The following is a 12,805-nucleotide window of genomic DNA, read 5'->3' on the forward strand; positions in this document are numbered from 1 at the left end:
TACATCTACTTTATTTATAAAACAACTCATTAACGGTAATAGCATTTTGATAAACTTGGAGTACAAAGCGAAAACTCCTCTCGTAGTTTGTCTAGGCAACAATTACGATACGTAAAGTTTTCGCTTTTCTTCTATAGTAAATGTAAAATTATTGAATTAATAGAAAATCAACCACGAGTTTTGGTGAAGAACCTTATAAATGGTAATTAAGTTATATTTAGGAGTCACAGACTTTTGGTCACAGTTTTTCTATACGAATAACTTTGATTTTTGCTGGATATGACTCCAAAATTTCAGAATACCAAATCCTCACTTCATCACCACTTTTAATTCCTCTCATAGAAAATTTTGATTCATTAATTAAAATTGAAACTGATTCAAATTTATTTGAGTAAATGAGATTTTCGCTAGAGAAACTCTCTATATCTGATTGTTGAACGTCCTTTCCTTGAATAAAATAGACTACTCCTTCATGCATTACTATATAGCCAATTTCACTTTCGGTATTTTCTTTATTAGATAATAGTTGGCTAACATTACCTAAGAACCATAAAGCAACAAGAAAAAGAAACAATAAGACCGTGTTGATAATAGGTTTGGAGATTCTGTTCTTCATTCAAATCATCACCTTATACATTTAATTATTTTCATATTGAATACATCTTAGCGTTTTTAAATGTAAATAATATACCAAATACTGTGCTCACCTCTATTCTACAATACAAAACGATAATTTACTTGTACTACTTCCCAAAAAAGTCGAGCTTAATATCTTATCCGTAAATTTCTTTATAAAAGAGAAACGACGACTATTTAAACCGTCGTCTGAGAAATGGGATATAAATTTAGTGCATGAAAAATGCTACTACCAGATAACGGTTTTTTTTATTGCTATCTGGTAGTATTTTTTGTTGTATGAAATACATAATTGAAATGATTATAGCTATCGCAACTTAAAGCCAAATGGTTTACTTTCTCAAATAAAAGGCTTTATTTTTTAGGAAACAATGTATAAGACCATGAGTAGATAAAATCAATGATAAAAACAATGCTCCAAATTGCTCCAATTCCAAAAGTAATCTCATTAGCATAGGGTGATTCTTTTGCTATCCCTTTTTCTATCCATGACAAATCAGTTAAATACATTTTCATCTCTGTAAGGTTTTCCGTTCCCATAATCCAAAAAAACGCTTGCACTGTAACAAAAATAACCAAATGTATATAAGATGACTTACGATACTTCTTTGCAATATATTTAGGGTTATTATTTCTTTTAATAATTTTATAGTCTTTATCAGTTAATAATTCAACACCACGAAACATCCCAATTTTTCTACGCATCCAACGATCTAGCTTTATAAAATCAAATATACCAAATGTAAATGCATAAATAATAAATATAGTAATAACAATTTGAAATGTTGAAATCTCTCCTGTTTGCTGATACACATACAATCCGAGTAACCCTTCAAGTATTAACATAAATAAAAATAGAAAAATGAACATAATGCTAAGTGTAGGTTTATTAAAGAAATAACGAAATATACCAAATAGGAGTAGTACCCCTATAGATAATAACTCAATAAGTATAAACAATTCCCAACTATATTCAAGTATAACTCCCAATCAAACACCTCCTTTGTTGAGAAAAAACAGTATAAGATAATTACAGCGATAGGAAAAGGAAACCTTTATATAAATTTATGAACGAATTCTATTTTCAATCTGACTTATCCAGTTTAAATCTGCCTCTAAATGTAAAAGTGTGCCATTGATTAATAAATATTTATGTTCTTCATTTTGAATAAGAAATTCCGTTTTTAATTTAGTCAATTCTAAAACATCTTTCATTATCATTGCTTTTTGTTGTTCTAGCATAATTTTTTCTTGCTCAAAATGGATTTTTCGAGCGCAGCTCCATTTAAAATGAAAGTCGTCCTTAGTAGAATGATAAGGTACAGGTTCTAATAACCATTTTTTTAATTCATTTTCTCCTGACTTTTCTAGCTTATATAGCTTTCTTTCTTGGTCATCTATCTCTGCAGATGACACGAGTTGATCACGAATGAGACGGTCAAGAGTAGTATAAATTTGACCAGGATTAATTTTTCCTTTGATACTTAGAAGAGACTCCAATTCTACTTTTAATTCGTATCCATGATTATTCTGTTGGTATAACAATGTTAATAGTCCATACTTTACTGACATAATTGATCAACCTTCTTTAATTGAAGATAAAATATTTATTTTACTAGCAGTCATACTGGATATCCAAGAGGCAAGAAAACTTAGTAATAGACCAGCAATCAATGCCACTCCAATATTAGTAAGAGGTATATGGAAAGGTACGAAATCTCCTAAAAGCGTGGATTGACTAGTAACGTAAAGTAAAATCACACCTAATATTGCACCCCCGATGACTCCTACTAAACCTATGAGTAACCCCTCACCAACTACCATCTTTCTTACTTGTTGTCTAGTAAATCCAAGTGCTCGCATTGTTCCAATTTCAGATGTTCGTTCAAATGTATTCATTAAAAGAGTATTAGCTGTGCCAATACTAGCTAAGCCAATAATTAGGAATAGCATAATTAATATTATTTCGTTCATACCAGATAACGCAGAAGTAGTTGCTTTAATTTCATCTTCAATAGTTTTAACTTTTGATAGGTGTTCATTGAAATCTGTCCATAACTGATCTTGTAATTCCTCTCCGCTATATTTAGCATTTAATGCTAGTAGCATATCAAAACTATTAGCCCAACCAAATTCATTATTTAAATGATCTTCATCCATAAAACCAACATATCCTGAATAATGTGAAGTATCTACAACATCAATGACTTCAAATTTTTGATTACCAGAAGGTGTATTTATGTGAATGTATTCCCCTACTTTACCACCCCATTCATCAAAAGCTCGCTTACCGAGCAGGATAGATGGTTTCTTTTGTAATTCCTCATATAACGATTCTTTTTCAATATCTTCAAATAATATAGGTCCCTTTTTACTTACGGCAAAAATAGAAAATTGTCTAGTCTCATCATTCATTGTTTCCCATGTAATAGGTGTAGCCTCTGTTAGTGGAGTAACATTTGCTACAGAATCATAAGAAAATAGAGTTTCTATATCTTCACTAGACCAAGGGGCTTCCGATGTAACCCTTAGATCACCCCCAAATGTATTTCTAATATCACGTTCATACCCTTCAGGAGCAGTTTCTATAACAGAGCTTAACAATAAGATGACTGCTATTCCAATGGCAAGTATAGCAGAAGTATTCGCATTTCTATTTAATTGCTGTGTAAGGCTATGCGTAGCTAAAATTCCTGAATAGCCAAAAAACATTTTGAAAATTGGTTTAAAGATCTTACTTATTCCTATTAACAAGAATGGAAACAGCAAAATAATACTTGCTAAAATAGCTAAATAGGAAATAAAATGATCAATAAATATAAAGGAAAGTAAGCCAACTCCTACAATACCTCTAAATAGATATTGTCTTTTCGACGATAATGTTTGAGTCCCCTCTTTTAATGTCAAGAGCACCGAAGTTTTCCCAGCATTGTAAATAGGAAATAAGGAGAAGATAATAGGAAATACAATTCCTATTACAATGGCTGTTATTGTAGGCATTTTCCAATTCAAAGTGTACACCGTATCAAATTCAAATACACTAAGCAAAGTTTGCATAAACATATCGCCAAGCCAAATCCCAATTGGAACCCCAATAGCCGTACCCATTAATGATAAAATGATTACTTCAATGAATACAAGTTTAGATATAGAGCTTTGCAAATAACCAAAACTTTTCATGATTGCAAATTCCTTTTTCCTTTCCATAACACTTGTATAAATCATATTAAAGACAATGAATCCACTAATAAGCATAGATAAAACAGCAATTAAGTAAAAAAATGTGTAGAGACCCCCAATATCGTTACTTTGTAGATCATCTGCGACAACTGGTTGGATATATATATTTGAATTAGTAAATTCATTCTGTAAATCTTGAAAAAGTTTTTCACCATCTTCATTTGTTTGAAATCGTACATATGAAAGCTCATTATCCATACCTGTCCATTCTCTTAACAAATCAAGGGGAGCCATAATTCTAAAACTAGTTGATTCAGCACTTTCCCAATCACTAGGACTCGCAAGCAACTGTGTATACTCGACTATTGCCGAAATCTTTGCCTCTCCTAAATTGCTAAACCGAATAGTATCTCCAACACTTTTATTTAATAAATTTGCAACAGGCTCGGTTATAATTAACCCTTCATTATCTAACTCTCCTTTTATAACTGGTAGTTTTAGTAAAGAACTATTCTGATCATTCACACCCGTAATTCGTACAGAACGTTGATTTTCCGATTTATCATCAAGATCAAAGAATACATGTTTATCAAGTGCAAGCAACGAGTCAGTAATGATTGGATTGTCTAAATGAGAGGAAACAGCCTCTTCTGAAAAGGTATGTTCATCACTTAAAAACCAATAATCAGCATTTGCTACATACATTTGTTCATAATAATTAAAAACATCATTTGTTGTTTTATCAGCAATTAACATGGAAGTTATAAAGGAAATGCCAATAATGATCCCAAGTAATGAAAAGAAAAATCTTTTTTTGCTTTCTATTATATTACGCCATGAAATTCGCCACATATTTAGCATAATCTTCATCCTTTCTAGAAATCACCTGCTCGACAATTCCATCTTTAAAAAGAATAATTCGATCTGCAAATCCAGCTGCGAAAATATCATGTGTAACCATGATTATTGTTTGATTGTAATCTCGATTAAATCTAGTCATTAACCCAAGAATGTCCTCGGCTGTATTTCTATCTAAATTACCTGTTGGCTCATCTGCCAATAATACGGCGGGGTTGCTAACTAGTGCTCTAGCTATAGCTACACGTTGCTGTTGCCCACCACTAAGCAAATTAACCTTCTTCTGCCCAAGCCCCTTTAAACCGACGGAATTAAGTAATTGTAAAACTGCTTGCTTTTTATCTTTTGTTAAAGTTCCATCTGCATGAAGTGGGAAAGCTATATTTTCTTCCACATTTAGATTACTAAGTAATTGATAATTTTGGAAAACAAAGCCAATATTCTGTCTGCGAAATATTGTCCTTTTCTTTTCTGTCATCCTATTTAAATAATGTTGATTAATTATAATGTCCCCTTCTGTAGGTATATCAAGACCACCTAATAATTGAAGTAAAGTACTTTTTCCAGAGCCACTAGGACCCATAATAGCTACAAATTCACCTTTTTGAATTTGTAAACTAACATTTTTTAATACTTTAATTCTCTCTTGTCCTTGTAAAAATTCCTTTTTAAGATTTTCAACCTGAATCACTTTATCAAATCCCCCTAATATCTTTTACATCATTATATACTAAGTATATAATGATTCAAGATTTTATTTTACATACGTTCTTAAAAAGTCATGTTTTGCAATAAAAAAAATATTTTATAGATATATACTAAGTACTCATAGAGCGGGATAAGAAAAAAGACTCGTACCTATTATCAAACGAAAGATATAAAATTCATTCAAAGTTTCTTAGGTCACACAAAAATAGCAACAACGATAGATACGTATATTCATTGCATTCCGAATTATACAATCTATTAGATGAGCAATTTACTCATACAGCATAAATGTCGTTAGTTGAGTCTCAACCCGTGCCAAAGTACATCCGTATTTTGACACTTTTTCTTTCTCTTTTTTAATAGGTATTCGCAATAACTAGTAGAATACCTTATTTGATTGCTATTGAGCACTCAATAATTTTGACGTATTGTGAAGTAATTAACACTTTCTATAAATGCCCATCCAATATCTAGATGGTAAGACCTACTATATGTTTAAGCTTTATTTAGGAATGGATAGCGAAACAGACAAACAAATTCACGTTACTAGACGCGGCTTTCTAACAAAAAAAGAGGCTAATCTTGCCTTAGCTTAATTAAGAGTCGAAGTTAGTAAAGGGGAATATAAGAAGCCTAAAACCGAAACATACGAGGATATATATAATGTTTGGATTCAACACTACGAAAGAACTGTCGAAGAAAGCACCTTTGTCAAAACCCTTGGCATTTTCAGGAATCATATTCTCCCTGCAATTGGGCATTATCGAATCGAGAAATTAAACGTACCAATTTGCCAAAACTTTGTTGATGAATGCTCATTAAAATTAAAAAAATTCCGAACCGTGAAAACGTATGCATCTAAGGTAATTGATTTTGCTATTAAGCGTGATTACATCAGTTCAAATCATTTTAAGCAAGTGGATCTTCCTAAAATCAAGGCGTCAACTGTATTAGATACTGAGGTTAACTTCTATTCAAAGGAGCAGCTAATTTACTTCCTTCAATGTTTAAAGCAATTTGGTAACGCTCAAATTACCGCATTTTTCTATCTGCTTGCTTTTTCAGGTATCCGTAAAGGTGAGGCACATGCACTAAATTGGGCAGATTTAAATTTCGAAACGAAGGAACTGTTCATTACGAAAGCTCTTTCAAGAGGTAAAAATAACAAACTCTATATTAAGTCAACAAAAACTGATACATCACGCCAGCTTTTAATCGATGAAGAAACATGCTGCATTTTATCCGAATGGAAAAAGATTCAGCAAGACAAATTTCCAAATGTGAATGACAAAAGCCAATTAATGTTTACAAACGAACAAAATGGTTTATTGCAGCAAACAATCCCTAGAAGATGGCTTATGAAAGTTATCGATAAATACAACTTACCTTACACACATATCCACTCCTTTCGACATGTCCACTGCTCTTTGCTTTTCGAAGCGGATGCAAGTGTCAAAGAAGTACAAGAACGATTAGGACACACAGATGTGCAAACAACACTTAATATTTATACGCACTTATCAAAGAGTGCAAAAAACGAAACAATTAATAAATTTGTGGCGTACTTAAACTCATAAATTTGACCCAAAAGTAGCCAGATTTTTAGCCAGTTTCCTATAAAAATCCCAGAAAACTCAGTACAACTAAAAAAGAAAAAACCCTTGATATATAAGGGTTTTGACCATTCTAGACAACTCTAGAAAATTCTATTATGGAGACGGCGGGAGTCGAACCACCATATTTTCAAAATATTATAATAGAAGTGGTTACAGTGGTTTTAAGCTAGTATTAAAATTGTTTGACTACGCTTGATAAAAATTACGTTGCGGGGGCAAGGTCTTTTCTTTAATCAACCTAGAGTTTGAGCATCTCCAGTTATTCAAAAGATATTATTATAAGGTTCCATTTCCAACTCCAATCAAACCACACACTCCACATGGCTTGAGTGCTGACGACAGAATTAAATAAATTGAGAAGTATGATATTCACCTTTAGAACAATAAATAAAACCAGGCATTAGATTAACCACCTAATGCCTCCTTCTCTGAACATCAATATCAATATGAATATTCATTTCTATTATATCTTAACCCCAATTAACTCCTCAATCTCTACCTCTAGAACCTTAGCAATCGTTTGTAGAATCGGATAAAGAATAAAAATTTGTTTTTCAATTTAACCTAATTTTGTAGAAATCTTCTAAAAGAGAACACCCCTTGCTCCGCTGCAGGGATGTCCTCTTTTTTTTTTGTAAAAATATATCATTTGAACTACAAACACAAATACACTTCTTCTATAAATTGATTTATCGCTTCTACAAATGCTTCTTTCTCTTCAAGAGTAATATTTATATAAACTCCGTAAATTTTATCTGTAATCAAGTTATCCGAATCAATACATAGAACATCCCTCTGTTTATTTTCTACACTTGGATAACATAATACAATCTTTTTCGCATTTAACATATGGGAGTAGAATAACATTTGATACACATCAGCATTCCCGAAAATAGAAGAAAATTTATTTTTGGTATCCAAGACCGCTATCGCCTTTTCTTCTTTTTCATCATAGCCATATAAAATGTCTGGCCTATAACTTTTTTCGTTACCTTCTCCATACGCACCATATAACTTATCCTTTTTCCAGTCTTGAAATTTGTTGTCGTTAGCATAGACAAATAATATTTTCTTCACAAATTGCTCATACAATAAATCAAAATCAATTAAGAAGCATTCACCATTTTTATTACCCATATTTTCAAAATAATATTCATTTATAATAAGCATGGCATAGAAGTAAGCATCCTTGCAGTAATTATTTTTGTTGCTGAATACTACCTTTGAATCTTTCTCTTTGCTATATTCACTTGATATTGATTGTAAAGCTCTTTCGTACTTTTGTATGTTACTTCTATATTCTTCTACTCTCTTTACCTTATTCAACGCAAATTTTAATGTCTTGTTAAGAGGAGTCTGTAAAGATACATCATCATATTGACTCAAGAAAGATTCTTCTTTTAAAAGCATCATATTTTTATAGCTGGATACATAATCAACAGACCCTCTAATATATCTTGATTCTTCTACCATATCTATATATTCTGTAGGAAGACCTTGTCTTAAAATCTTATCTAATTCATTTAAAAATAAGTCAATTATATTTACATACTGCTTTGAACGACTTAAATCAAAAACTTTGTCTTGAAGATTATTAAAATGTCCATTTACAAAATAATACATTCTAAAGATATGTTTCATTCCCAATTTATCGTGCTTCGGAATCAATTCAATCATTCGCCTTGGTGTTCTTATATAGCCTACATATTTTTGGCTAAGATTTAAAATACCTTGTTCTTTATCCAGACTGTTAGGATTAATGCCTTTTGCTTTAAGCATTGCCTCTAAAACATTCAATTCATCTTCAAAAATACTTATGGAATGTCCTTGATTGATTTTAATACTATTCCCCATAATATAATCGCCTTTATAGAACTACTTCTGGGAATTGTTCTTTTATTGCTTCTACAAACTCGTCATCTTCGTAAATTCGCTCTGGAATTTTCTCCCCAAGAATATTCTGCAAATCGCTCTTATTTCCATAAGTGTATTCTTCAAGAATAGGAAGTACATTATAGTTAATGACAAGTCTAACTAACTTCTCTGACCATTGAATTTTACCAGTCGTTTCATCCTTGTGAGCAAAATTCGGAAGAAAATAGGATTGCCCTAATAGTAGTTCCTCGTCATTAAGAGTATCAAGAATTTTTTTATTAATACATCTATAAAGTCTGGAAATATCAATATCTAATGCTTGAACATCTGATAATTCCTTCACTATATCGTAATTAGGGAAGAGTTTAATAAAGGCAAATCTTCTACGAATAGCATTATCTAAGATAGCTATACTTCTATCAGCTGAATTCATTGTAGCAATAATATAAAGATTTTTTGGGATTTTGAACTTGCTTATTTGTTCACCATTTACATTCAAAGGTTTCACTAAATCTACTGTATATTCTCTATCCAACCCTAAAATTGTTTCCCCAAATATCTTTGATATATTTCCTCGATTTATTTCATCTATTACAAAAAGATACTTCTTGTCATCATTTTTCATTGCTTCTTGACACCATTTTAGAAAAATACCAGCCTTTGAAACAATTGTTCCGTTCTCAATGGAAGAGCCACCTATAAATTCTTCATACGATGTAGAAGGATGGAATTGAATATTGATAGTTTCATCAAAAAACTTGTTACCCACATCATCTTTCCAATCTTCTAGATCTTTAATAAACATAGACTTCCCAATACCAGGAACACCATATAAAACTATTTGTTTTCTTAATTCTAACAACTCTTTAATTTCATTAGCTGATGGATTTTTTCCGTTCAATTCTATGTACCTCCTTACATCTTCAAGAACTAACATATATGGATTCACCACGTTATAGTCTCTTGAAGAACTAATTTCAGGAAAATCCTCATTACCTTTAAATGTGAACATATCTCTTAACTCTTGACCAGTAATCATACCTTCTTGAAAGTCAATTTGAGTCAATGCTGTGTCATCGTAAAATAATTCGTCTAATTCCCTTTCAAGCAGATTTAATGAATCAATTGTATATTTAACACAAACCCTTGTGAAATCCCCTTTCCCCATTGATTCATACGCAGAAAAGGTGAAAAATCTACAATAATAAGTTGAAAAGTAAGACAAAGAAATCTTGTTTCCATTTAGATAAAACTCTTTAAGAAGTTGAATATAGTTTCTTTTTAGCCTAATACTATCTTCCTGTTTCTCCAAAAATTTATCTATAAGAGTGTTGTCTATTGTATCAATAAGCCTACTTAGTAAACCTTGAAAAGAGGATGCTTGATTATAGAAATTCCCTTTTGCAATTTTTTCCTTAATAGAGAATGGGAATAAACAACATTTTTTTATTCCTTCTTCATTAAAATCAAACACTGCTCCAAGTTTATGCAATCTATCGTAGTATATTTTCTTTTCATCATCAGTCATTTGACCAGCCTTTTTTAAAGGCTTATATGTATTCTGATTGATTCCAACACCCTTACATAAAAAGAATAAGCCAAACTGCTCAGGAGACGATATAGAAAGCTTTGAGAAGTAATCTACCGAATCCTTTATACTTGTTTCACTAACATAAATATTCAAAATAATCACCTCTTTTTCCTTGTACTAATTTTAGCATAGGTATCTACTCACTGTCTTATCATTCCATAATAATTCCAAATAAAAAGGTATCTCCAACTGAAGATACCTTAAATATTTAATGCAACTTGTCCATATTCTGGAATAATCACATCTAGTTCTTTCTTAATTTCCTTTGATTTTGAGTCTTGATTTAAAGCATTGTCTAAGCATTTTTTTATAGAATCTCCAATTGCCTTGCCTAATAGCGGAGGAACTGCATTTCCTATCATCTTGTATTTAGAAGCAATAGAGTCGCTTACAAATACAAAATCATCTGGAAAAGACTGAATCCTTGCAATTTCTCTAATACTATATCTTCTGTCTTCAAGTGGATGTATGATACCACAGTTTTCAGGTGTAGCGGCGGCTGTAATTGTCCCATTTATCTCATTTCTTGCAAACCGTCTATAAAAATTTGGTGCTCTATATTTTCTCATATCATCTCTTATTCTTTTTAAACGTGGAGGAAGTATTTCATAGGGGATATCTTTCCATGAACCACCTTCGCTAATATAAGGAATTAACGTCTTCGATTGAGGGGAGAACTCCCATACTTCATCCTGGTTCGGTGTCCCTTTTGGTACATTGATTATATTTCCAACTGTTAGAGATGGGTCATCAGGAGAATGAGTAGGCCTTGGAAATTCATATCTTACATTTAAGTCGTTCCTAAAAGCCACAAATACTACTCGATATCTTTGTTGCGGAACACCGTAATCACTTGCCTTCAGTAACTTATATTGAACCTTATAACCAGGCTCAATTGCTTCTAAAAAGTTGATAATGGATTCCAACAACAAAGAACCATCTTTATTTTTAATTGACAAAATTCCCCTAACATTTTCAAAGACAACAGCTTTTGGTTTTTTGTCATTAATAACTCTGAGACATTCTTCGTAAAGGGTCCCTCTTGCATCTTCCACACCCAACCGATTTCCGGCCGAAGAAAACGGTTGGCATGGGAAACCTGCTACTAATACATCACAATCAGGAATATCTTTTGAATCAATATTCCTTATATCCCCTTCTACAATGTTTCCAATATTATGTTGATAAGTAGTTACAGCATGTTTCTCTATATCATTTGCCCAAACGACTTTAAATCCCGACATTTCAAGACCTAAGTCTAAACCCCCACAGCCACTAAAGAGAGAGACAATTTTGTAAGTCTCATTTTTCCTCATACTCTTAACTCCCAACAAAATTATAAATTTTTGCTTATATATTCAAATACAATATCGTAAGAAATATATTTATGAAATTAGATTTAATTATACAATACATTTGTTCTTATTTACAGATATAATAACTTCCATAAAATTACTATTATTTTAACAGAAAGTCATAAAATTACATCAAAGTTTTGTATATTTGACTATTGATAGGATTCCTTACCCATTTCTCTTTCCCAAGTTGTTCAGCATCGCGCTTCGGTATTGGAATCGGATTTATATTTAGGTCTTCTAACATTCTTGTAAATTTATAAATTTTATACTTGCTATACTTTTCCTTTTCCCTTCCATTGCAATCCAATTTTAAATCTTCCACTCTATGAAACCCATATCTTGACACGAGATTTAAATAGAGCAAAAACAATCAGCTACTCATGCATACCGATCAAGGCTGGCATTATCAAATGAAGAAATATCGTTGCGTCCTAGAATCAAGAGGGATTGTTCAAAGTATGTCTCGTAAAGGAAACTGTTACGACAACTCTGTTATGGAGAATTTCTTTGGAATAATGAAATCTGAATTCCTTTACAGTAAGCCCGAAATATAAAAAAATAAGCGCACCTTCTTGGTACGCACGATGAATCGCCATCTATCCTAATTTTTTTTCGGATAGATGGCGATTTTGCACATGTTGCTTGGATTTTTTTCGACCAAGGCATGTAATTATTTAAAATCACTGGCTGCTGATGAATTGGTAAATTTGGCAATTCTGTCATTAACGTCACTAGGTATTGATAGAAATCGATGCCATTTGCTTTTGCCGTTTCAGCCAAACTTAAACATATAGTATTCGCTTTAGCACCAGCTTCACTAACAGAGAAAAGCCAGTTTTTACGACCAATCACATTAGGGTGAATCGCATTTTCAGCTGAATTATTATCAATTTCAATCCTACCATCGAACAAAAAAGCTTTTAATCCGTGGATACGATTTAATGTGTATTCTGCGGCTTTGGCTAAGGCATTTTTTCCGAAGA

The 12,805-nt window shown here is 31.9% G+C and carries 10 protein-coding genes and 3 pseudogenes; 4 read left to right on the forward strand and 9 right to left on the reverse strand.

Features of this window, described 5'->3' with window-relative positions:
* Window positions 1-238: 238 nt before the first annotated feature.
* The 5 genes from B2R82_RS15630 to B2R82_RS15650 form a co-directional block, all read right to left on the reverse strand.
* Entirely contained in the window at window positions 239-616 is a 378-nt protein-coding gene (locus tag B2R82_RS15630) for a DUF3221 domain-containing protein (RefSeq protein WP_286925806.1), read from the reverse strand.
* Window positions 617-990: 374 nt separating this feature from the next.
* Entirely contained in the window at window positions 991-1,626 is a 636-nt protein-coding gene (locus tag B2R82_RS15635; RefSeq protein WP_286925807.1) for a hypothetical protein, read from the reverse strand.
* Between the two features lie 75 nt (window positions 1,627-1,701).
* Window positions 1,702-2,208, reverse strand: a complete 507-nt coding sequence (locus tag B2R82_RS15640; protein ID WP_286925808.1) for a PadR family transcriptional regulator — start codon at window positions 2,206-2,208, stop codon at window positions 1,702-1,704.
* 6 nt (window positions 2,209-2,214) lie between these two features.
* A complete protein-coding gene (locus tag B2R82_RS15645) occupies window positions 2,215-4,677 on the reverse strand; it encodes an ABC transporter permease (RefSeq protein ID WP_286925827.1) in 2,463 nt (820 codons plus the stop codon).
* The gene (locus tag B2R82_RS15650) at window positions 4,646-5,365 is read right to left on the reverse strand and encodes an ABC transporter ATP-binding protein (RefSeq protein WP_286925810.1); all 720 of its coding nucleotides are present in this window, start codon (window positions 5,363-5,365) and stop codon (window positions 4,646-4,648) included. Before B2R82_RS15650 ends, B2R82_RS15645 begins: the two co-directional genes overlap by 32 nt.
* 472 nt (window positions 5,366-5,837) lie before the next feature.
* On the opposite strand from B2R82_RS15650, the gene B2R82_RS15655 reads away from it, so the two are divergent.
* From B2R82_RS15655 to B2R82_RS15665, 3 genes and pseudogenes are all read left to right on the forward strand, one after another.
* Window positions 5,838-5,978, forward strand: coding sequence for an Arm DNA-binding domain-containing protein (locus B2R82_RS15655; RefSeq protein WP_286925812.1), 141 nt, complete (start codon window positions 5,838-5,840; stop codon window positions 5,976-5,978).
* Between the two features lie 60 nt (window positions 5,979-6,038).
* Window positions 6,039-6,182 (forward strand): annotated as a pseudogene (locus tag B2R82_RS15660) (N-terminal phage integrase SAM-like domain-containing protein); the annotation flags it as partial.
* Between the two features lie 42 nt (window positions 6,183-6,224).
* Window positions 6,225-6,959: a tyrosine-type recombinase/integrase gene (locus B2R82_RS15665; protein ID WP_286925814.1), complete on the forward strand. Its 735-nt coding sequence runs from the start codon at window positions 6,225-6,227 to the stop codon at window positions 6,957-6,959.
* Window positions 6,960-7,652: 693 nt separating this feature from the next.
* Here the strand turns inward: B2R82_RS15665 and B2R82_RS15670 are convergent.
* The 3 genes from B2R82_RS15670 to B2R82_RS15680 all read right to left on the reverse strand — a co-directional run bounded on the left by B2R82_RS15670 (window position 7,653) and on the right by B2R82_RS15680 (window position 11,780).
* Window positions 7,653-8,852 carry a 5-methylcytosine restriction system specificity protein McrC gene (locus B2R82_RS15670; protein ID WP_286925816.1) on the reverse strand — a complete coding sequence of 400 codons (1,200 nt, stop codon included), beginning with the start codon at window positions 8,850-8,852 and terminating at the stop codon, window positions 7,653-7,655.
* A 13-nt stretch (window positions 8,853-8,865) separates the two neighbouring features.
* Entirely contained in the window at window positions 8,866-10,557 is a 1,692-nt protein-coding gene (locus B2R82_RS15675) for an McrB family protein (protein WP_286925818.1), read from the reverse strand.
* A 107-nt stretch (window positions 10,558-10,664) separates the two neighbouring features.
* Complete coding sequence (locus tag B2R82_RS15680) at window positions 10,665-11,780, reverse strand: DNA cytosine methyltransferase (RefSeq protein ID WP_286925820.1); 1,116 nt, start codon at window positions 11,778-11,780, stop codon at window positions 10,665-10,667.
* 410 nt (window positions 11,781-12,190) lie between these two features.
* Here B2R82_RS15680 and B2R82_RS15685 point away from each other — a divergent pair.
* A pseudogene (locus tag B2R82_RS15685) lies at window positions 12,191-12,364 on the forward strand (IS3 family transposase); the annotation flags it as partial.
* 85 nt (window positions 12,365-12,449) lie between these two features.
* Here B2R82_RS15685 and B2R82_RS15690 read toward each other — a convergent pair.
* A pseudogene (locus B2R82_RS15690) lies at window positions 12,450-12,805 on the reverse strand (IS66 family transposase); the annotation flags it as partial.

The sequence above is a fragment of the Lysinibacillus sp. UBA6686 genome, assembly GCF_002455205.1.
GTDB classification, from domain to species: Bacteria; Bacillota; Bacilli; order Bacillales_A; family Planococcaceae; genus Lysinibacillus; species Lysinibacillus pakistanensis.